Source organism: Pseudomonas grimontii, assembly GCF_007858185.1.
Lineage (GTDB): Bacteria > Pseudomonadota > Gammaproteobacteria > Pseudomonadales > Pseudomonadaceae > Aquipseudomonas > Aquipseudomonas grimontii.
In genome coordinates this window covers 1-22,011 of the sequence record NZ_VFES01000038.1, presented here as the reverse complement: position 1 = coordinate 22,011, position 22,011 = coordinate 1, and the positions used below count along the sequence as shown (strand labels likewise).

At 51.8% G+C, this 22,011-nt stretch carries 20 protein-coding genes and 1 pseudogene; 17 read left to right on the top strand and 4 right to left on the bottom strand.

Annotation, left to right across the window (positions count from 1 at the left end; translation table 11 throughout):
• The first annotated feature begins 90 nt into the window (after positions 1-90).
• The 17 genes and pseudogenes from FIV39_RS31780 to FIV39_RS31700 form a co-directional block, all read left to right on the top strand.
• Complete coding sequence (locus FIV39_RS31780) at positions 91-1,224, top strand: O-antigen ligase family protein (RefSeq protein ID WP_186731573.1); 1,134 nt, start codon at positions 91-93, stop codon at positions 1,222-1,224.
• The gene (locus tag FIV39_RS31775) at positions 1,217-2,275 is read left to right on the top strand and encodes a glycoside hydrolase family 5 protein (protein ID WP_244176294.1); all 1,059 of its coding nucleotides are present in this window, start codon (positions 1,217-1,219) and stop codon (positions 2,273-2,275) included. The genes FIV39_RS31780 and FIV39_RS31775 overlap by 8 nt, the downstream gene beginning before the upstream one ends.
• Before the next feature lie 20 nt (positions 2,276-2,295).
• Positions 2,296-3,471: an oligosaccharide flippase family protein gene (locus FIV39_RS31770; RefSeq protein WP_146371702.1), complete on the top strand. Its 1,176-nt coding sequence runs from the start codon at positions 2,296-2,298 to the stop codon at positions 3,469-3,471.
• Positions 3,468-4,532 (top strand): polysaccharide pyruvyl transferase family protein, encoded by a 1,065-nt coding sequence (locus FIV39_RS31765; RefSeq protein ID WP_090403252.1) that lies wholly within the window; start codon positions 3,468-3,470, stop codon positions 4,530-4,532. The genes FIV39_RS31770 and FIV39_RS31765 overlap by 4 nt, the downstream gene beginning before the upstream one ends.
• 19 nt (positions 4,533-4,551) lie before the next feature.
• Positions 4,552-5,697, top strand: a complete 1,146-nt coding sequence (locus FIV39_RS31760) for a glycosyltransferase family 4 protein (protein ID WP_090403254.1) — start codon at positions 4,552-4,554, stop codon at positions 5,695-5,697.
• Positions 5,690-6,796, top strand: a complete 1,107-nt coding sequence (locus tag FIV39_RS31755; protein ID WP_090403256.1) for a DUF1972 domain-containing protein — start codon at positions 5,690-5,692, stop codon at positions 6,794-6,796. Before FIV39_RS31760 ends, FIV39_RS31755 begins: the two co-directional genes overlap by 8 nt.
• A 53-nt stretch (positions 6,797-6,849) precedes the next feature.
• Positions 6,850-8,256 carry a mannose-1-phosphate guanylyltransferase/mannose-6-phosphate isomerase gene (locus FIV39_RS31750; protein WP_090403258.1) on the top strand — a complete coding sequence of 469 codons (1,407 nt, stop codon included), beginning with the start codon at positions 6,850-6,852 and terminating at the stop codon, positions 8,254-8,256.
• Between the two features lie 75 nt (positions 8,257-8,331).
• Positions 8,332-9,402, top strand: coding sequence for a dTDP-glucose 4,6-dehydratase (rfbB, locus tag FIV39_RS31745; RefSeq protein ID WP_090403260.1), 1,071 nt, complete (start codon positions 8,332-8,334; stop codon positions 9,400-9,402).
• Positions 9,403-9,452: 50 nt separating this feature from the next.
• Entirely contained in the window at positions 9,453-10,331 is an 879-nt protein-coding gene (gene rfbA / locus FIV39_RS31740) for a glucose-1-phosphate thymidylyltransferase RfbA (protein ID WP_090403262.1), read from the top strand.
• Positions 10,328-10,867 carry a dTDP-4-dehydrorhamnose 3,5-epimerase gene (gene rfbC / locus FIV39_RS31735; RefSeq protein WP_146371700.1) on the top strand — a complete coding sequence of 180 codons (540 nt, stop codon included), beginning with the start codon at positions 10,328-10,330 and terminating at the stop codon, positions 10,865-10,867. The genes rfbA and rfbC overlap by 4 nt, the downstream gene beginning before the upstream one ends.
• A 2-nt stretch (positions 10,868-10,869) precedes the next feature.
• The gene (gene rfbD / locus FIV39_RS31730) at positions 10,870-11,763 is read left to right on the top strand and encodes a dTDP-4-dehydrorhamnose reductase (RefSeq protein ID WP_146371698.1); all 894 of its coding nucleotides are present in this window, start codon (positions 10,870-10,872) and stop codon (positions 11,761-11,763) included.
• A 462-nt stretch (positions 11,764-12,225) separates the two neighbouring features.
• Complete coding sequence (locus FIV39_RS31725; RefSeq protein ID WP_090403266.1) at positions 12,226-12,456, top strand: hypothetical protein; 231 nt, start codon at positions 12,226-12,228, stop codon at positions 12,454-12,456.
• A gap of 87 nt (positions 12,457-12,543) precedes the next feature.
• On the top strand, positions 12,544-13,656 hold the full coding sequence (locus FIV39_RS31720; protein ID WP_167361108.1) for a polysaccharide biosynthesis/export family protein: 1,113 nt from the start codon (positions 12,544-12,546) through the stop codon (positions 13,654-13,656).
• Positions 13,657-13,670: 14 nt separating this feature from the next.
• Positions 13,671-14,330: a YjbF family lipoprotein gene (locus FIV39_RS31715; RefSeq protein WP_090403268.1), complete on the top strand. Its 660-nt coding sequence runs from the start codon at positions 13,671-13,673 to the stop codon at positions 14,328-14,330.
• The gene (locus FIV39_RS31710) at positions 14,327-15,094 is read left to right on the top strand and encodes a capsule biosynthesis GfcC family protein (RefSeq protein ID WP_090403270.1); all 768 of its coding nucleotides are present in this window, start codon (positions 14,327-14,329) and stop codon (positions 15,092-15,094) included. Before FIV39_RS31715 ends, FIV39_RS31710 begins: the two co-directional genes overlap by 4 nt.
• Entirely contained in the window at positions 15,091-17,181 is a 2,091-nt protein-coding gene (locus FIV39_RS31705) for a YjbH domain-containing protein (RefSeq protein WP_090403272.1), read from the top strand. Before FIV39_RS31710 ends, FIV39_RS31705 begins: the two co-directional genes overlap by 4 nt.
• A 79-nt stretch (positions 17,182-17,260) precedes the next feature.
• Positions 17,261-17,596 (top strand): annotated as a pseudogene (locus tag FIV39_RS31700) (YjbH domain-containing protein); the annotation flags it as partial.
• 378 nt (positions 17,597-17,974) lie between these two features.
• On the opposite strand, the gene FIV39_RS31695 reads toward FIV39_RS31700, so the two are convergent.
• From FIV39_RS31695 to FIV39_RS31680, 4 genes are all read right to left on the bottom strand, one after another.
• Positions 17,975-19,366: an undecaprenyl-phosphate glucose phosphotransferase gene (locus FIV39_RS31695; RefSeq protein WP_090403276.1), complete on the bottom strand. Its 1,392-nt coding sequence runs from the start codon at positions 19,364-19,366 to the stop codon at positions 17,975-17,977.
• A gap of 235 nt (positions 19,367-19,601) precedes the next feature.
• Positions 19,602-20,249 carry a winged helix-turn-helix domain-containing protein gene (locus FIV39_RS31690; RefSeq protein WP_090403278.1) on the bottom strand — a complete coding sequence of 216 codons (648 nt, stop codon included), beginning with the start codon at positions 20,247-20,249 and terminating at the stop codon, positions 19,602-19,604.
• Positions 20,250-20,280: 31 nt separating this feature from the next.
• Entirely contained in the window at positions 20,281-20,985 is a 705-nt protein-coding gene (locus FIV39_RS31685) for a YuxH family protein (protein WP_090403280.1), read from the bottom strand.
• Positions 20,978-21,706, bottom strand: a complete 729-nt coding sequence (locus FIV39_RS31680; protein ID WP_146371696.1) for a winged helix-turn-helix domain-containing protein — start codon at positions 21,704-21,706, stop codon at positions 20,978-20,980. Before FIV39_RS31680 ends, FIV39_RS31685 begins: the two co-directional genes overlap by 8 nt.
• Positions 21,707-22,011: the final 305 nt, after the last annotated feature.

Here is a 22,011-nt window from a genome sequence, read left to right as displayed (position 1 = left end):
CTGCATTCAACCTGAGGTATCGGTTGACGGGCGCTGATATACATCTTGGGGGGGGCTGAGCTGTCCATCGCGCCCTACGACATCTTTCTTTTGTTGATATTGGTCTCTATTGTTTTTTTCAGTAAAAAAATCAATCTTGAAAAAATCAAGATAGATAGAGTTACGGCGTTAGCGATCTTGTTTGTCATGCTGTCTTCTGCCTCGATCATTAATTCGGAGGCGATTAGTTTCACGCTATATGAAATAGTCCGCCAATGGAAAATAATTGTTTTGTTTCTGGTGGTACGGTCGGTTTTTCGGGACGAAAAATCGGTGGGGAAATTTACCAAGGTAGCGGCGTTATTAATTCTTTTTGAAACATTATATGCGGTCTATCAATTGGCCACGGGCGATATCACGGAAGACGCTCAGCAAGTAAAGGAGCTTTTTGTGGAAAATGGCATCACCCGAGTCACTGGTACGCTGAGGCACCCTGCATTACTCTCGCTGTTCACGGTGCTGTTGTTGCCATTCTGTGTGTATGGTGCAGTTAATGGGCGGAGCAGGTTATTGTATATAAGTGCAATCGTGGCAGGTTTTGTAGTGATTTGCCTGACCTACTCAAGAACTCAAATTGTATTGTATTTTTTTGTGGTAGGTCTTTGTCTGTTCTATTTCAAACGGCCGAATGGGCGTTCTATATTAAGAAATAAAAAAATCATCTACACCTCGGTAATGTTCTCTTTCGTAATTATGGCCGGCGCTATTTACAACCTGGAAAATCTTTATGCGAGATTTTTTGACGCGCCAGAGTCAAGTACGACCTCAAGGCTGATTTTGGCAAAGATCGCGCTGAATATGTTCGTGGAGCATCCGATTATTGGTGTGGGATGGAATAATTTTGTAGATGTCATGGAAAAGTACGACGAGTTTGGCGCCTCGCGGAGTTTCAGGTATCCAGCGCACAATATGTATCTGCTTGTCATGGCCGAAACGGGGCTTTTAGGCATTACCAGCTATTTGTTTCTTATATTTTGTATTTATAAAATTCATAAAAATACGATGAAAAGAGGTGCCGAGGTTTTTGTTAATAATGCCTCTGCAGCTGCGCTGGTTTCTATAATAGCAATATTGATTACAGGCATTCAGGGCTGGTCCTTTCGGGCCGATAGTATACAAGCCATTATCTGGATAAATTTCGGAATTATCTGTGGTCTCAATGATAGAGTAAAACAACATGCGTAGAAGCGCCTTCCTGTGCGTATTTCTGTTGGCGATCAGTTTCGGTCTCCAAGCCTCCACCCAGAAGGCAGGTGCTTATAATCCAGGCATACAGTTACGTGGATTTAACATCGATTTAAATTTGACGGAGCAAGACTTCGAGAATCTGGATGGCTTGAATGTAAATGCGGTGCGCGTGGCATTTGCATCACACCCACTGTTTGACGACCGTGGTGGGTTGGATAGTACCGCAGTAACTGTGCTTGATAGCTATGTTCGGTATGCAAAAAAATACAATATTTTAATTTTGGTCGATATTCATACATTCCCCGGCAATGTAAAAAGATATTCAGGATCGACCGAGGACGAGTACTGGCGGAATACTGATCTAATGCAAAGCTTGATTTCAAGCTATGCGCAACTGGCAGAGAGATATAAAAAAGAAAGCATAATAATCGGATATGACATCGTCAATGAGCCAGCGCCCATTGAGCGGGTTGGTTATCTTGAGTTTTTAAAAAAGGTATCAGGAACGATAGTGAGGATCTCACCGGACAAGATTGTGCTTATTCAGCCACGTATCACTATTCAGCCGAACGGAATTCCTAATGGTCAGCGCTCCAACTGGAATGAAATTACGCAGTTGATAGATGAAAAGAAAATAATTGGAAGCCTGCATTATTATGATCCTGGTTATTTCACTCATCAGGGGGTGCGGGGCTTTCCGGCGGATCAACGTTTACCATTTTTGCTGAGAAGTGAAGACGGTTTGAATATTTATTTCAAAAAAACATTGGCCCGAGTATTAACGTATTCCGGACCGGTGATCGTCGGAGAATTCAGTGTGTCGAATTATAGTCCAGTGGATGACGCGCAGTTGTATATGCAGACACTGATTGACCTGTTCGAAAAAAATCGCTGGAGCTGGTTTTATCAATCTTATAAGGAAGCGGATATCTGGAATCCGCAAATGACCCTTTCAAAAAAAGGTCTGGCGCCCGACCCTGCATCAAGGAAATATTTGCTTCTGAAGGAATACTTTAAATTGAACGAACGATTTCAGACCTCTGATTGAGGGCACGCAGGAGTTTTTCCTTGAAGGCGATTCAACTACTGATCTCATCGTTTGGCGCTGCGGGCGCAACATTCTTACTTCAAGTCATACTCAGCAGAGCGCTGGACGCGGCCAGCTTTGGTCTTGTGTCATTCTCTAACGCTATTACCATCACGCTCGCGGCATTGGCGTTCAGCGGTGTGAATAGCTTACTGCTGAGGCGGGTCAGCAGGGCGCCAGACGAATATGCGCAATACATGCAAGTTGCCTATGTTTGCCTATTAATCAATACGCTGGTGGCTTTTGCAGTAAGTTTCACTCTGTTATACAGCGCTGGAATGCATGTCTTTGCGGCCGCGGCACTGGCAACGGGTGTCGCCGCGCTGTCTGCCCAGTCGATAGTCATCACTCAGGGTCAGCTCAGGAGCAGTCCTTTGCGGATGTCTTTAGGTCAGGTGGCCGTACCCCTTTCACGAATAATATGTGTTGCGGCGATTTTTCATTCAGTGACACCAAGCTTAATGAGCGCAGCCGCGGCACTGGGTGTCGCCAATATTTTTTGCGCGGTGTTGTGTTTGATGTTGATAACGCGACATGGCAAGAGCTCTGCTTTAAAGGTTCGAGATTTTCTGAGTGGGTCCATTAAATACTCGTTGAACGGCGCTCTAAATATAGCCCAACTGCAAATTCCGATCTCGTTGTTAGGGGCCATTTATGGGTCTACTTATTCAGGCTACCTGGCGATTTGCAATACACTGCTCACCGCACTATATATTGCGCCCAATACGGTGTTCAATACGTATTTTATAAAGAGTTATCATGCACTTTCGGGTGCTGAAAGATCTATCCCCTTTAAACATGCTCTGTATTCGTTTGGTGTAGGGGTGATGGTGGCCATTTGTTTGAGTATTTATTCCGAGGAATTGGTGCATTTGGTTTTTGGTGTTGAATATGCGTTTGCCGCACAGGTATTGCAAATTGCCGCTCTGTCCATTGCGTTCAGGTTTTTTGCAACGCCTTTAGGCGCGGCATTGTTGAGCGAAGAGTGGGTCAGCAAAAAAGTAATAGTCTCCAGTGTTGGAGTGGCGTTGCAAGTAAGCTTGTTTGTTTTGTTGATGCCATTTGATGCGTACGGCATTGGTGCAAGCATTGTGATTAGTGAGTTATTTGTCGCCGTCTCGTACTACATTATTTATAGAAAGAGTTTGAATGCATGAACATTTCCGTCATTGGTTACTATGGTAATAATTTTGGTGATCTTTTAATGCTTAAATCACTTTTGTCGGTGCGCAGACCAGGCGTAGTGTATACGGTATTAACCTACGGAGATGGTGAGGCACTTAAAAAACAGGGGTTCATCAGTGCAGATCATATTGCCGTGGTTGAGCTGAATAAGGCAAACAGGTTGCTTGCTTACAAAAGCGTTATTAAGAGTTTTGCAATCATTTGGGGGGGCGGAACATGCTTCATGGATGAGGGGGGCACGGGAGGGATCAAGTACATGGCCTTGGCTCGTCTGTTCGGCGCTAAGGTTATCTATGCTGGCATTGGCGTAGATAATCATAAAAAAATTAAAACCCGATTGATTTTATTTTTTGCAACGGTACTGGCGAAGGCATTTTATATTCGAGACTCAGCTTCGTTACAGGCGATTAGAAAGATAAACCCTTGGGTCAGCGAAGGAAAAATCAAACAATCCGTGGATTTGGCTTATGCGCTCGAGACTGATGACGCAAGTGCTGTGGCGGATCTGGAAGTAGGCGATAATTACATTATTGTGTGTCTGCGCGATCTTGAAGGTTATGGCGTCCAACCCAATGGCGAGGTTTACGGCCAGCTATTAGATGTTTCAATCAGAATTTGCTGGCGGTTGGGTGTTAGCAAGATTGGGATATTCAATGCGGATGCAGAGGTAGATACCGACGTGTCGCTGTATGCAGAGCGCGAGTTGAAAGAACGTGGCTTTACGGTATTCAAGATTCCAGGTTCTGATATTGACAAGTCCATGGCTTATATAAAAAACGCTAGACACATACTCAGCGCACGGCTGCATCCCGCGGTGGTTGCTTACTCATTAGGTACACCCTTTTCTTTATATAATTACTCAGACAAGAACAAGAAATTCACCGCTGAGACGCGCACCGGGTCGTGCTTGATTCACAGAGGTGCGATAGATGAATTTGTGCCTGATTATACGGCTGATTCTACCGCTGGAGGAAATGCACAGAAACAACTGGCGCAGTCCACGATTAATGAAATATATCAGTTGTTAAATTAAGCGGGTGAGGGAATAGCTCATGAAGCATTTGGACTACTTCATAATTGAACCAGTGGGCGGGCATGGGGGAATGAATTATTACAACACTGGCCTCGGGCAGGGGCTTGTTTCGAATGATGCCTGCGTCAACCTTTATACATGCCCTGAGTCTCAAGAGCAAAGCTCAAGCAATTTCACGATAAATAAGTTTTTTAAAGGCGTTTATGGCAAGTCTAACAAGCTTGTCAGGGTTACTCGTTTCATCGTTGCATTGGTGAGGTCGATTATTGATATAAAGAAAAAGGGTGGGAAAACCTGCCACCTGCATTTCTTTCAATATTCACTGCTGGAGTTGATGACGTGTCATTTGTTGCGCCTGAGTGGGATAAAAATTATTGCCACAATCCATGATGTTGAATCGTTTTCAGGAACGTCTCTGAATCGTAGCCATGCTTCTATATTACGCGCACCGCGGGAGTTCATTGTTCATAACGAATTTTCGCGGCAAGAGTTGCAGCGGGTAATCTCTGCGCAAGGTCTAAAGCGGAAAATATCCGTTATTCCACATGGTAATTATCTTCCCTTCGTGAATCGACGGGGGCTCCTCGTCTCTCGTCGTCGCTTGGTATTACCTGAGGATAAAAAGATCATACTGTTTTTTGGTCAGATCAAAAAAGTTAAGGGACTCGACGTGCTGTTGGGAGCAATGGAGATCGTTTCCAAGCGTGAACCCGATGCTGTGCTATTGATTGCCGGTAAGGTGTGGAAGGACTCTTTTCAGGACTATGAGCACTTAATTAAGTCGAAAAATATCTCTGATATCGTTATTCAACATATTCGATATATTAAGGATGAGGACGTCGACTTTTATTATTCTGCCGCCAATATTGTGGTCTTGCCCTACAAGAAGATCTACCAAAGTGGAGTGCTGCTTATGGCCATGTCGTATGGCTGTATCACTGTGTCTTCACGTTTGCCACCGATGGCGGAGGTCGTAGACGAATATAAAAATGGTTTTTTGTTTGAAACGGATAACCCGGAAGATTTGGCACAGCAAATAGTCATGGCCCTGGGTTCAAGTACTGCACAGCAAATTTCGCAGAACGCCCACGCCACAATGCTAAAAAAACATGATTGGAAGCGTGTGGCTCGTCAGCATATTAAGGTGTTTGAAAACTATGAATAGGCATTTGCTGGTTCTTGGCATAAGAGGTATTCCGGCGCAACACGGAGGTTTCGAGACATTTGCCGAAAAGTTAGCCGTCTATTTGAAGGCTAAAGACTGGAGGGTAACCGTTTACTGCCAGGAAAGCGGCAGTGGTGCGGTCACTGAAACAGACTGGAACGGTATACGTCGTGTTCATATTCCGGTCTCCAGGGAGGGCGCACTGGGCACCGTTATATTTGATTTTAAAGCGGTGTGGCATGCACTGGGTGAGCGCGGCCTGTTTCTGACGCTAGGCTATAACACGGCTATTTTCAATATTTTTCAGCGACTGAAAGGCCAGGTTAATATAATTAATATGGACGGCATCGAATGGCGTCGAGAGAAGTGGGGAGTCATCGCCAAGACGTGGTTCTGGTTGAATGAAAGAGCCGCTTGCTGGATCGGTAATCATCTTGTAGCGGATCACCCGAAAATTAAGGAGCATCTTACTACGCGCGTCAGTGCTGAAAAGATAACTATGATTCCCTACGGAGGCGATGAAGTCACGTCAGCCTCCGCTGAGGTATTGAGTGATTTCGCACTTGAGCCGAATAACTTCTCCATTATCATCGCCAGGCCCGAGCCGGAGAACTCTTTTTATGAAATGGTCCTGGCGTTCAGTTCTACGGTCAGAAAGCACAAGCTTGTGGTGCTTGGAAATTTTACTCCCACTACCAATGAGTACCATAAGAAAGTTATGGATGCTGCCAGCAACGAAGTGTTATTTCCAGGTGCCATCTACGATGCAAAGGTCGTTCAGGCGCTGAGATATTTCAGTCGTTTCTATTTACACGGACATCGTGTCGGCGGAACCAACCCCTCTCTGGTCGAGGCGTTGGGTGCTGGTTGTGCAATCATTGCTCATGACAATCCGTTCAACCGCTGGGTAGTAGGTGAGGGCGCCGCGTACTTTTCTGATTCCCCGTCTCTTTCTCGATTACTGAGTGATTTATTGGAAGATCAGCAAAGCCATTCGTTGTTAACACATGCCGGTGCGACAAGGTTTGCCCAGTGTTTCAAATGGCAGAAGGTATTGGGTGCCTATGAGCAGCTTTTCATTGAATGGCATCCGTTATAAGTCGCTGGTCACTTCGCTCTAACCCTGCCTTTTAATTTTCGATGAGGTGTTAAATGATCCCGGTTATTTTATCTGGAGGCATGGGCTCGCGCCTGTGGCCACTTTCACGGCAATTAAATCCCAAGCAATTTTTGTCGTTAGTTGATACTGACCTCTCTTTACTTCAGGCAACCATCCAGAGATTGGAGGGATTGGATATACGCACCCCCCGGCTTGTTTGTAATGAAGAGCATCGTTTTCTCGCTGCTGAACAACTGCGTAAATTGGGACTGGAGGACGCCAATATATTGCTTGAACCTGTAGGTCGGAATACAGCGCCGGCAGTGGCGCTGGCGGCGTTGCAGGCCACTGCTGGAGGCAAGGACCCACTGCTGTTGATCTTGCCAGCCGATCATACCATCAAGGATGTCGGCGCTTTTCAAGCGAGCATCAGTTCCGCAATTCCACTGGCGCTGGACGGTAAGTTAGTTACCTTCGGCGTTGTTCCCACCTATCCGGAAACGGGTTACGGCTATATCGAGAAGGGCGAACGCGTCGGAGAGTGCGGTTTTCATGTGACCCGTTTTGTCGAAAAACCGGACCTGGTTTTGGCCGAGCAGTACTTACTGGCCAACGCGTTCTTCTGGAACAGCGGTATGTTCCTGTTCCGCGCCAGTCGCTATCTGGAGGAACTGGAAAAATTCAGGCCGCAAATCCTCTCTGTTTGCATTGAGGCCTTGAAAAACGGCACTCAGGATTCGAGTTTTACCCGCGTCGACCGAGCCCTGTTTGCCGCTTGCCCCGAGGACTCCATCGACTATGCGGTAATGGAACGGACCGACGAGGCGGTCATGGTCGCGATGGATGCCGGCTGGAGTGATATCGGATCTTGGTCTGCACTCTCCGATACTTTCGCCAAAGATGCGGAGGGCAACGTATTCAAAGGTGATGTGCTTGCGCAGAACACGTTCAATACTTACGTTCATGCCAATAGCCGCTTGATTGCAACTGTAGGTGTCGAGGATCTGGTGATCGTTGAAACCAATGACGCGATCCTGGTGGCGCACAAGGACCAGGTACAAGACGTAAAGAAAATCGTCGAGCGGCTCAAACAATCCGACCGACACGAGTACGTTAACCATCGAGAAGTCTATCGCCCGTGGGGCATGTATGACTCGATAGATAAAGGCCAGCGCTATCAAGTGAAGCGCATCACTGTGCAACCGGGAGCGAAGCTCTCGGTGCAGATGCATCACCACCGAGCGGAGCATTGGATAGTCGTGAGCGGTACGGCCAAAGTGACTAATGGGGAGAAAACCTACCTGGTCACCGAGAACCAATCCACTTACATCCCTATTGGTCAGGTGCATGCGCTCGAGAATCCAGGTGTTATTCCCCTCGAACTGATCGAAGTACAGTCCGGTTCCTATCTCGGTGAGAACGACATCGTACGCTTTGAAGATAAATATGGCCGGGCATGAAAGTTTGGTGATCCGCTAATCAATAGCGGGTCCCAAGTACCGATCTGTTTTATTTCACCATCAGGAACTCCACTCATGTTTAAAAAAATCCTCGTTACCGGTGGGGCCGGTTTCATTGGGTCGGCAGTGGTACGCCACCTGATAAATGAAACCACTTGTAGAGTCGCGAATCTCGACAAACTAACTTACGCGGGTAATCCCGATTCGCTGTCCAGTGTCGAAGACTCTTCGCGCTATCACTTCTTTAAAGTCGATATCTGTGATGGTCTGGCACTTGACGAAATCTTCAGGATGTTTCGCCCGGATGCGGTGATGCATCTGGCGGCGGAATCCCACGTTGATCGTTCCATTGATGGTCCCGTTGACTTTATCCAGACCAACATTGTCGGCACCTACACCTTGCTTGAAGCGGTCCGACGTTACTGGAGCGGGCTGGCGCCTGACACTAAAACCCAGTTTCGCTTCCATCATGTTTCGACAGATGAAGTCTATGGCGACCTGGAAGGTCCCAATAGCCTGTTCACTGAGTCCACGCCTTATGCACCCAGCTCACCCTATTCAGCGTCCAAGGCCAGTTCGGACCATTTGGTTCGGGCCTGGCACCGTACTTACGGCGTACCCGTGCTGGTAACCAATTGTTCAAATAACTACGGTCCTTATCACTTCCCTGAAAAGCTGATACCCCATGTCATTCTGAATGCCATTCATGGCAAGCCGTTGCCAATATATGGTGATGGTTCTCAGGTTCGTGACTGGCTGTTTGTAGAAGATCATGCGCGTGCGCTGTGCGAGGTCCTTTGCCGGGGCAAGATCGGCGAAACTTACAACATCGGCGGCCACAATGAGAAAACCAATATTGAAGTCGTGGAAACGCTGTGCGAACTACTCGAAGAGTTGGCCCCTGATAAGCCTGCCGGCGTTGAACATTATCGTGATCTGATTACCTTTGTTAAAGACCGGCCTGGTCATGACCGTCGTTATGCCATTGATGCCGGCAAGATTGAGCGTGAGTTGGGGTGGCAGCCACATGAAACGTTTGAAAGTGGCATACGAAACACTGTTCAGTGGTATTTGCAAAATAAGCAATGGTGGCAACGCGTACTCAATGGTCAGTATCGGCCGGAGCGCTTGGGCCATAACGCTTGAAATAGACAAATTCTGCCCATTCCTCGACTCACTTACAAAGGAAGCACTCCATGAAAGGCATTATTCTCGCGGGTGGCTCCGGCACCCGCTTGCACCCCATTACCCGTGGTGTCTCCAAACAACTGCTGCCCGTCTACGATAAGCCGATGATCTATTATCCGTTGTCGGTTTTAATGCTGGCGGGTATTCGTGAAATCCTGATTATCTCTACCCCACAAGACTTACCCAATTTCCGCGGCCTGCTGGGTGATGGTTCCGCTTTTGGTATTAACCTGAGTTATGCAGAGCAGCCGTCACCCGATGGCTTGGCACAGGCTTTCATCATCGGCGAGGGTTTTATCGGCGACAGCAATGTGGCGCTGATTCTCGGCGACAATATCTTCTACGGTTATGGCTTCAGTGCGTTGTTGCGCGAAGCATCGCAGCGCAAGACCGGCGCCACCGTCTTTGGTTATCGCGTCAGCGACCCGGAGCGTTTTGGCGTGGTCGAATTCGACAGCGACGGCAAAGCGATTACGATCGAAGAGAAGCCTGAGCGTCCCAAGTCCAACTATGCGGTCACGGGTTTGTATTTCTACGATAACGACGTCGTGAACATTGCCAGGCAAGTCAAACCTTCGATTCGTGGCGAGCTTGAAATCACTGACGTGAACAACGCTTACATGCAGCGCGGCGATTTACACGTCAGCGTACTGGGGCGTGGTTTCGCTTGGCTGGACACTGGAACCCATGACTCATTGATGGAGGCCGGGCATTTCGTTCAGACCATTGAAGCGCGCCAGGGGCTGAAAGTGGCCTGCCTTGAGGAAGTTGCCTATCGCCAGGGTTGGTTGTCGGCAGCGCAACTGGATAAACAAGCCACAGATTTATGCAAAACCGGTTATGGGCAATACCTGGCACAGGTACTCGCTTCGGAGCCCGCAAAATGAATGTCATCAAAACCAGGCTGCCTGGCGTGTTGATTATCGAACCCAAAGTCTACGGCGACGCCCGCGGGTTCTTCCTTGAGAGCTACCAGCAGCAGCGTTATCGCGATATCGGTATTGAGCAGCCGTTCGTGCAGGACAACCACTCGCGTTCCCAACATGGTGTGTTGCGTGGGTTGCATTTTCAGCGAAGCCGCCCTCAGGGAAAGTTGGTGCGAGTAACGCGAGGCGCAGTATACGATGTGGTCGTGGACATCAACCCGGGATCTGCTACGTGCGGTGAACATGTAGCTGTCGAATTGAGCGCTGAAACCCATCTTCAATTGTGGATACCGCCGGGGTATGCCCACGGTTTCTGTGTGTTGAGTGATACCGCCGACTTTCAATACAAGTGTACCGATCTGTATTACCCGGAGGACGAGGGGGGGCTTCTATGGAATGATCCTGATCTGGATATTGCCTGGCCTCTGAGTTCGCCCCTGCTCTCGGAAAAAGATCAGCGCAATCCGCGCTTGACCACAGTGCTGAGCGGAGAGTGACCATGCGGGTTATCGTCACCGGTGCACAAGGTCAGGTCGGTCGCGAGTTGCTGCTTAGAGCCCCCTCTGGTTTCAGTGTCGTTGGCTATGGTTCAGGCGATCTGGACATCAGTGATCGGGCTCAGGTCCAAGAGGTCTTGGCGCGAACCAAGCCGCAGTTGTTGATTAACGCGGCGGCCTATACCGCTGTAGACAAGGCTGAGAGTGACACCGAGCGCGCTTATGCGGTGAACTGCGATGGCGTTGCGCACTTGGCGCTTGCGGCTGAAGCGCAGGGCATTGCAGTGCTGCACATTTCCACTGATTACGTGTTCGATGGCGACAGTGAGTTTGCTTACGAACCCGGGGATGCCACCGCACCTGCAGGCGTGTATGGGTTGAGCAAGCTGGCGGGGGAGCAGCGACTGCAGCAACATTGTTCGCGCCACTTGATTCTGCGAACCAGTTGGGTTTTTGGCGCTCATGGCAACAACTTTGTTAAAACCATGCTTCGCCTTGGACGTGAACGGGATGAACTGGCAGTCGTAGCGGATCAACGTGGCTGCCCGACTTCCGCCGGCAGTATTGCCGAGACCCTGTGGGCGCTAGCGACGATTTTTCAACGCGAAGGCACGCTCAAGTGGGGTGTGTATCACTACAGCGGCGCTCCCGCTTGCACCTGGTACGACTTTGCCGATGAAATTTTCAGTCAGGCGCGGTTGCTGGGTTTGCTTGAAAAAAAACCGGTTCTGAAGGCGATCACCACCGCCGAGTTCCCGACGCCGGCCAAGCGCCCTGGTTGGTCGGTGCTGAGTTGCCATGCTCTTGAACGAGATTTTGGATTGGCCGCTCGGAGCTGGAAGGCGGAGTTGCAGCAGGTGCTGCACAGTCTGGGGAACACCCCCCCCAGTATCTAAACCTCTGTAGTCGCCCTAGTGGCGTCGAAACTCTAATTTTTGTTATTAATCGTCTGTATTCGGTGGCAAACGTTATTGTAGGTCGCATATTTCCGACACTAACCGTGCTACGAAGTCTTTCAAGATAAGCGGTCTTAAAACATCCTGACGAATAATAACAATTGGCGCTTTTCTCGAATGCCGCATAGTTGAACACTTTGCGTTAAAAATGTCGCTTATTGCGCTGGATATGTAAAAAAATCGCCAATTATCGTCAATTACCCCATCGCTGCTAACGCGTTGCTTATGGGCCGGGGTGACATGCGCTATATGGCGTGCAACACCTATAAATGCCATGCTCCCAAAGAGGCAAACGCATGGCCTGGCTCGCTCGATGGAGTTCAGTCCGTACACCCGCTGTTCCATTAACTGACCTCTTAGTATCAAGTCTTATAAAGAGTTGATGTCGAGAAGGAGTTTGATATGAAGAAACTGTTTGCTGCCAGCTTGCTGGCTTTGATGAGTAGTGCAGTGCTGGCTGAAGAGCCCCTGAGCTTGAGTACCCCTGTAGTAGGGGCGGTCACCGTCGGGGAAACGCTGCTGGCATCGGTTGCCGTTGTCGGCGCTGTGGCGGCTGCATCAAACTCTGGTGGTAGTTCTAATGGCGGAACCACAGGCTCCACGGGCACCACCGGAACTACTGGTACCCGTTGAACCCGTGTGACGTGTGTTGTTCAAGATCACTCAGAACATTCTGGGTGATCTTGTTTTGGACTTGCCCTCGACTAGTGTAGTGCCATTATGATTCGTAGGTTATCTGTTGTGATGCTGGCAAGTATTTCCTTGCACGGCTGTATGTTTTCACCTGGCCAACATATGGATACCAGTCAACTGACACGTGACGGCTCTCCCGAGAGTAGCCGGGTGGAGCTTATACCCATCACGCCGAAACTGATTGCCATGGATGCCGCTCTGCAAGTTCGTGAGTCGATTGCCCCGGAGCTGTTATCTTATGTTCCGGGCGGTTATCGCGTCGGCGCCAATGACTTGTTGTTTATTACGGTTTGGGATCACCCCGAATTGACGGCACCGTCCGGGCCGCAACAACAACTTGACGCCAACGGTCGTCTGGTTCGTCCGGATGGCACGCTGTTTTATCCCTATATCGGGAATGTTCAGGCTGCTGGTAAAACTATCGAAGAGCTACGGGCGTTTATTTCCGAGCGTTTGTCACAGTTTGTAGAAAGCCCTCAGGTTGATGTCAGCGTATTGCGCTTTGCCAGCCAGACCGTGGTGATTTCTGGTGCCGTGGCAAGAGCGGGTCAACAGTCGATCACTACCAATCCGCTCAGCGTGGTGGAAGCCATCGGAGCAGCAGGGGTCGACCCGCTGAATGCTGACCTCGCCGGATTGACCCTGACGCGCGACGGTCGAGAGTACACGCTTGATCTGGACACGCTCAATCGCCAGGACTCGCAACTGCACAAGGTCTACCTCAAAGGTGGCGACCAGTTGTACCTGCCTTACAACGACCTGAAGCGGATCTATGTCATGGGTGAGGTCAACCAGCCCAGGGCGCTGAGCTTCAAGAGTAAATCGATGAACCTGTCCGATGCATTGGGCACGGTGGGGGGCTTGAACCAGACCACCTCGAATGGCAACGCGGTGTATGTGATTCGAGGCGCTGACAACTTGGAAACCGAACCGGCCAAAGTGTTCCAGCTTAATGCCGAGTCGCCTTCGGCCCTGGTATTGGCCACTCGTTTTGACCTGCAACCCCAGGATATTGTCTATGTCGGCCCGGCCGGCGTGACGCGCTGGAACCGCTTGATCAGCCAGCTTCTGCCTACGGCCAGTGTCCTCGGGACCGGGGCCAGCTCTGTCAACAATCTCAGTGAAGCCAACAGCAGATAAGGCTTAATCAATCCGTGAAAACTTTGCTTACTGGTGCCGTTCTGACGACGGCGCTACTGCTGTGCGGGTGCAATCCATTGATGAAGGCTTCCTGGGAGACGTTTAAGGCGTCTGCCGACGGGCCTGAGTCGATTGAGTTGACCCCCGAGCTGATCAATGCAGTCCCTTATCCGCAGATTTTGGTCACAACCGTTACCAGCGAGGGGGTAATGGCCATGGCTCGTCGACGTGGCGACCTTGAGTTCTGGCTGGCCTCCGGCAAGCAGGTGTTGATGATGCGGAATGGACTGGTGGTGCGCAGTGTTGGGTTGGGTGTTTCCCTTGATGGCACGCGCTTCAATGGAGAGTCACCGTTCAAACGCGGTCTCCAGCATTTGCCCGACGGTTACACCAGCACGCGCTGGATCGATATCTACGAGGACTACCGCGTCGGCATTGCGATCAACAGCCGATTCAGCACGCACGGTATCGAACGCATCAGGATTCTGGACAAGGATTACGCTTTGCGGCGGATTGACGAGCAAGTGGATGCTCCCAGCCTGGATTTTCGCGCCACCAATCGCTATTGGGTCGATCCCCATGACGGTTTCATCATGCAAAGCGAGCAGCACCTGACGCCGCAGATTTTTCTGAAAATCGTGCAGTTACGTCCTGATCGGGGGGCTGTTCGGTGAAGTTTCCAAAGCTTTTATTGCTTGGCCTGCTCCTGATCGGCCCAGGCCTCAGCCAGGCCGCCGTCACCGTCAGTGGCGATGTTCGAAGCCCTGGCGATGTCGCCATCGAACCCGGAGCACGTCTGCGGGACTTGATCATGGCCACCCAACCCAACGCTGAAAGTTACTGGTTGGGTGCCGCGTGGCTGCGACGCTCCCTGGAAGATAAGCAGACTCGGTTGAAGGCCGGGGTGTTGTTTGATTTGAAACTGCTGCAGCGGGTTGCCTTGTTAGAGGGGCGGGACACGCGAGCCGCATTGAGTGCGCGCTTGTATGAGCAAGTTGAGCGATTGCCAGTCACCGGACGCCAGGTTGCGGTCCTTGACCCCATCGCTCTAGAGGTCGGGTTCGCGCTCAACGGCCTGCTCGATGATGGCGACCGTCTGATTTATCCAGACCGACCGTCCACCGTGGAAGTCTTGGGGGCGGTCGAGCAGACCTGTCACGGGCTTTACAACGCCCAGCAAGAAGCCCGTGTCTACGCCCAGCACTGCGCCATTCTTAGCGACGCCGAAAGCGATTATCTGTGGTTGATCCAGCCCGACGGCCAGGTGCGGCGCGTGGGCGTGGCGGCATGGAACCTTGAGGAGGGCGTCATGCCTGCGCCCGGCAGCAGGATCCTGGTGCCGATCAGAAGTGATGACCTGCAATCTCCGACCCCTGAGCTCAATGAACAATTGGCCGTGTTTCTCGCCACTCAACCCCTGGCTGAGGTGGCCCCTTGAAGCTACGTTTTGCTGCTGTATTGCTCTTGCCCTGTGGACTGGTTCATGGTGAACCGCGGTACACCCAGAATGATTTTGGCGGTGTCGGTCTGTTGCAGACACCGACCGCGCGCATGGCCCCGGCCGGGGAGTTGAGCGCCACTGCCAGTCGTGCCGACCCCTATTCGCGCTACAGCCTATCCATGCAGCCCTTCGAGTGGCTGGAAGGCTCGTTTCGTTACACCGCGATCACCAACCGCAAGTACGGCACCGAGGCGTTGAGCGGTGATCAAAGCTTCAAAGACAAGGCCATCGACTTGAAGGTACGGCTTTGGGAAGAAAGTCATTGGGCTCCGCAAATCGCATTGGGCGCACGGGACATAGGCGGTACAGGATTGTTTTCGAGCGAATACTTCGTCACCAACAAGCGTTACGGCAACCTCGATTTCAGCCTTGGCCTTGCCTGGGGCTATTTGGGTAATCGGGGGGATTTCAGTAATCCGTTGGCAATACTGGGCAACAAGTTCAATGATCGACCACAGAGTGACGCTGACGTGGCCAGGGCTGGTGGGGTGAACACCAACGCTTACTTCAGGGGGCACCCATCGTTGTTTGGCGGGATTGCCTATCAAACGCCATGGCAACCGCTGAGTCTGAAACTCGAATACGAGGGTAATGATTACAAGAATGAGCCTTTGGACAACCCGATCAAGCAAGATCTTCCGATCAACATCGGAGTTGTCTACAAATTGGCCGACAGTGTCGATCTGAGTGCGGCCTGGGAACGCGGCAATGTCGCGATGTTCGGCATCACCCTGCACACCAACTTTGTCAGCCGAAAGGCGCCGGCCAAAACCTATGACCCTCCCGCTGAGCCGCTACCGACGAAGATGCCGTCCACCCCGACGGATCAAGTGAATTGGGCGAGTGTTTCCAGCCGGCTGCAGCAAAATGCCGGCTATAAGGTGAAGCGTATTGCCCAGCGCGGTTCGGAGTTGCTGGTGTATGGCGAGCAGACCCGTTACTTCAATCCGGCCAAGGCCGTGGGGCGTGCCAGCCGAATTCTCGACAACAGTGTTAATAAGGACATCGACTGGTTCACCCTGGTCGATCAGCGTTATGACATGTCGATAGAAGAGACCAGTGTGCCTAGGGAAACATTTCGCGCAGTACTGAAGAATGATCAGCCGCTGAAGAACCTGCACCGCTCGACTGAAGTCAATCCGGCGCTCGCCCACCAGGAAACTACCCTCTATACCCAGGCCCTGGAACCGTTCAATTATGGCTTTGGGCTGGGGTACAAACAGAACATTGGCGGCCCTGACGGAATGCTCTATCAGTTCACTGCCGATGCCGACGCGCAGTACCGTTTTACCCGAGACATCTGGTTGAGTGGAATGCTCAGCGCCAACCTGTTAAACAACTATGACAAGTTCACCTATGATGCGCCGAGTGGGCTGCCACGCGTGCGCACCGATCTACGTAACTACCTGACCACCTCCGACGTAACGATGCCGACGTTCCAGCTCAACCATGCGGTGCAGCTGGATCAGAACCTGTATGGCATGGTTTATGGCGGTTATCTGGAATCTATGTTTGCCGGGGTCGGCAGCGAAGTGCTTTATCGACCTGCGGGGCAACATTGGTCGGTGGGCGCCGACGTGAACTTTGTCCGCCAGCGTGACTTCAATCAAGGCTTCGGACTGCGTGATTATCAGACCGTAACCGGCCACGTCACGGGCTACACAGAATTTCCCGGTGATTTGCAGGCGGCAGTCAGTGTCGGGCGTTATCTGGCGCGTGACTGGGGCTCCACGCTGGATCTGTCGCGGGAATTCAAAAACGGCGTGAGGTTTGGCGCATGGGTCACGCTGACTACTGCCTCGAAGGAAGACTATGGCGAGGGCAGCTTCGATAAAGGGATCTATATTTCCATCCCGTTTGACGAGTTCATGAGTACCTCGACGATGCGTCGGGCCAATATAGTCTGGTCACCATTGACCCGTGATGGTGGCGCGCGTCTGAACCGCGCCTACTCATTGCAGACGATGACTGAAGGACGTGACAGCGACCTGTTCTACAACAACTTCGAGAAGATCACTGAGTGACTTTTTGGCTAAGGGACATCTGGTTGCACTGCCATTTTTGGCCACTGAAGTACTGTACCGCGCGATGGGCCATTGCTGCGCCTTGAGTGTCGGCCGCTACCTGGCCAGGGACTGGGGCGCGACCCTGGACCTGTCGCGGGAATTCAACAATGGCGTGCGGATTGGCGCGTGGATCACCCGCACCACCGCATCCAGTGAACAGTACGGCGAAGGCAGCTTCGACAAAGGCCTGTACCTGTCCATTCCGTTCGATGAGTTGATGAGCCTGTCGACGATGCGTCGCGCCAACCTGGTATGGGCGCCACTGACCCGCGATGGTGGCGCACGCTTGAACCGCGCCTACTCACTGCATTCGATGACCGATGGGCGCGACAGTGAGCTGTTCTACAAGAACATCGACAAGATCACCGAATAGACGCAGCCTCGCTTGCGCTCGGCAGCTGCTACGGGGGTGAGGTCGTGATGTGGGTTGGCATTCGTAGCAGCTGGCGAGCCCCGGCGAGGCTGCGTTTGCGGTCTGTCTGGCACACCGCAGACGCAGCCTCGCTTGCGCTACGGGCGTGAGGTCGCGATGTGGGTTGGCATTCGTAGCAGCTGCCGAGCCCCGGCGAGGCTGCGTTTGCGGTCTGTTTGGCACACCGCAGACGCAGCCTCGCTTGCGCTACGGGGGTGAGGTCGCGATGTGGGTTGGCATTTGTAGCAGCTGCCGAGCCGCGGCGAGGCTGCGTCAGCGGTCTGTCAGGCACACCGCAGACGCAGCCTCGCTTGCGCTCGGCAGCTGCCACGTAGGGGATCAGTAGATGTCCTTGGACAGCAGCGTAAACGGCGTCTTCAACAGGATCTTGATGTCCAGCCACAGCGACCAGTTGTTGATGTAGCGCAGGTCGATGTCGACGCGTTGTTGCATCTTCTCCAGGGTCTCGGTCTCGCCCCGGCAGCCATTGACCTGGGCCAGGCCGGTGATGCCGGGTTTGATCCGGTGGCGCGCCATGTAGGCGCGGATTTTCCCCGAGTAGTAGTCGTTGTGCGCAATCGCATGGGGGCGCGGGCCGACCAGTGCCATGTGCCCTTGCAGCACGTTGAACAACTGCGGCAATTCATCGATGGAAGTACGCCGGATAAACCGGCCCACCGGCGTAATGCGCGAATCGTTGCGACTGGCCTGGCGTACCTCATGGTCGTCATGCACACGCATGGAGCGGAATTTCCACACCTTGATCACCTCTCCGTTCCAGCCGTGCCGGTCTTGCTTGAAGATCACCGGGCCTGGGGAGGTGAGCTTGATCAGCAGGGCGAACAGCAACAGCAGCGGGCTCAGCACGATGATCGCCAGCAGCGCCAGGCTCTTGTCCAGCAGCGACTTGCTCAGCGCAGCGGTGGGGCGGCTGGTCAGCGGGCTTTCGTTGAGGTAAATCGCCGGCAGCCCATCCACTTCGGCCACGCAATGATTGAGCAGCAGCATGTTATGGAGGTCGGGCACCCAGACCACGTCCACGCTGATGTCCAGCAGGTTGAGGTACAACGCCTCGATGTGCGTGGCGTCCTGCAATGAATGGGTGATGTAGAGCCGTCGGATGCCGTGCTGCCGGATCAATTGGGGCAGTTGCGGCAGCTCGCCGAGGATCTGCGCCTGCGCATCCTCGGCTGCCTCGGCACGGCTGCCGACCAGGCCCACCAGGGGCGAGCGTTTTTGCCGTGAGAGGGTCCTGGCCAGGTCCACGGCAAGCTTGCCAGTGCCTACGATCAATGACTTGTGGCGCTCGTGAAGTTGGCGGTGGTAATACCGGGACAAGCTATGCAGCGGTATATAACATAGTGCCAATAACGGGTAACTGACAGCCGCCCAGAGTAATAAGGTTTCCAGTGGGAACAGTGCACTGGCATTACATGCCACGCCCACGGTAAACAATATACCCATGGTTAACAGCCAGCCCATGAACAAGCGTCCAAGGCCCACGGCATAATCATCTTTCTTACTGTACACATCGCACAGGGTATACGCCGGAAGAGAGGCCAATATCGTAAAAGCAGCCAGGACGCGGTAGTAATACTCCAGTTGGCCGGTCTTTAAGATAACCAATGTAAATAACACTGCAACAACTAAACTCGATGCGAGTGTCCATTGTCCCCAGAACGTCAAACCCCTGGGGGTCAGGTTGCGATGCAGTCTAGTGTTATTAAGCATAGTTCTGCTCCCGGTGATGACCGCGCACGTGGTGGCAGGCGTTAAAGGTTAACTGTTATAAGCGGCAGGCACGCGCAGGCGCGTGCCTATTGATAGTAATGAACGGCAGGGGGCAGTGGCTGACGACTTATAACAAGGCCAGTGGGGAATAAGCGAAATGGATGTTATAAAAGGGCAGGTAGAAGCGTGTGGTAATAGGCAGGGTGCGTGCTAAGTGTTGGAGTGTTTTTATTGTTTAACGGCGTGGTTGACTAAGCTCTAGCGGCTTTTTGATTTTTTGCGTCAGGCAATAACCACGGTTTCTTACCGCACGAAACAGGCGTTCACCGTCGTTGACTCGCTTGAACTTTTCCTGCAGGCGACTCAGGCACATTTCCAGCCCGCGGTATAACTCGGGTTCACGACCTATATTACGGATCAACTCCTCTTTGCTGACCACACGTTCTTCATGGTGCAGCATCTTTTTAATCAGCGCCGATTCAATGGTGGTCAAGGAGATGCGCAGGCTGCCTTTGACCAGCGCTCGGTCATGTTGGGTGAGCAGCCAGAAATCCTGTGGATACAGTGGCGTTCGTTCGGCGCTGATCTCCTGAGTGCGCGTATGGTTATTCGGCGCGCTGTCAGGGTCCTTGGCGGTTGGCATTCTGGATTCTTGCCGCTTGGCGTTAAACGGTTGCGAGGGCAAGCTGAGGGTGTGGGTAATAATGTAGGTATTAAAACGCGGGGTGATTTGTAGGTGAGAAAACGCCAGGTCTTTATCGGCGGGGTCCGTTGTCGCCGGCGCGTTTACATCGTAATGGAAGAACTCTGCGTTGGGCCTGAAGTCCTGCAGCGCGATAGAAGCAGGTGTTGGAGCGAAGGCGTGTTTCTTGAAGGAACTCATAGGGTCCACCCATATCAGGAAGATGCGATTGTTAGAGGCAGTCAGCGGGGGAGTAATAGCCGCCCTGAAAGTATTCGAACGGCAGGTTTTTAGCCAGCATGGCGCTGTCGGCAAATTCGACCTGGTCGGCGATAAAACACACTCTGCTCGCACTGATCAACTCCAGCATGCGGTCATAGAGCCGGTCGAACAGGTCCGAGCGGGTATTCAGGCTGAGCCGCAGGGCAGAATCCGGAAAGGGCATTTTTATATAGTCATAGAGCTCGAGGTCGATCAGCAGGTCCACCGGCTTTGTATCGAGTCTGTAGTTGTTGTAGGCCAGCGTGATACCGCTCTGGTCTTTCAACTTATATAGCTGGCGTACCATCGCCCGGCGTTCTACCGGACCGGGCAGGGCGTCCAGCGGGTTGTCGAGACTGAGGGTGAAGGGTTGTTTGTGGTATTCCAGTGCCCGCGCGGCCTGAATGATCGCCTTGAGGATGTCATCGTTCATCAGGGCTGATTGCCCCATGCGCAGAAGCGTATGACTGGTCGCCGGGCTGACCGCCTTAAGCGCTTTGCGCGAGGGTTGGATATGGCGCAAGGCCTCAGTGCAGGCACTTTCAAGTTGTTCGAGGTCTACGTCACCCGCTACGCTGATTTCACTTCCCCACCATGCATGACTGCGATCAACGATGGCTTGCCTGATGATCTTGAAGTCCGGGGTATGTACAGGGTGCGGTTTTTCACTATTCACGGCTCGACCCCTCCTTGATGGGGTGGAAATGGCTGGCGCAAATAAGGCCCCGGCTGAGCTTGTAACCATAACCGCGAATGTTTTGGATGATGTTTTCACCGTAGTGCGCCTTGATTTTACTGCGCAAACGGCTGATGGATTTTTCCAGTGCGCGGGAGTCGTAGTACTTGGTGTTAAGTCCCATGACACTGGCGATTTCATTATGACTGAGCAGTCGGTTCTGAATAAGCGCTTCCAGTACTTTCATTTCGACGAAGGATATTTCCAACTTTTTTCCGTCGCCGTACAGGCACATGCGATCCTGATCGAGCACCAGGTCGCACTGGTTGAATCGAGCGTTTTCGCTGAGAAAGGCATCAAACAGATTCAACTTTTTTTCAGGGGCAGTTTCGATCACCTTGATGCAGTAATCGGCGCCGGCCAGGTAGTATTTTGTTTTGCTCAGGGTGGACGCGAAGGTGACGACGACGAATATCGTGCAGTCGGGGTTTTCGGACCGCGCCTTTCTTATTATGTCCAGGCTTAAATTGCTGGCGGAGGGTGTATCAATTTCTATGATGATGGCACGGTAATGTACGTGGATTTCCTGGGTATCAATTAGTTGCCCGTAGCAACGTGTATCGACTTTTAAATTATTCGCTACAGTACGAACTAAAAGCTCCCGAAAGTCCTCCGATTTCGATTGAGTCCGTGCAATAGCGAGGACGTTAGAAAAATGCATAACCTACTCCCTTTTCCGGCATGCAAGGCCGTCAGTTCAATCGCTGCCAGCGTTTAGATACTAATCGAATTGATTACGCTAAAACGTGACAAATTTTAACATTCGTCACTTGGTTTTTACGAGCGCAGGGGGGAATAGGCGGATATTGCATGGGGGTTTGTACGGACTTACACATATGCTAGTGGACTGAGCGGTTAATTCATTTATCTAATGGTAACGATATACTGTGCGTCCAATGTCATGGATTGGTTATGCGCATGGCCCGACCGACTTCCCCCTTCGCTTTAATGCCTTCCGATCTCATC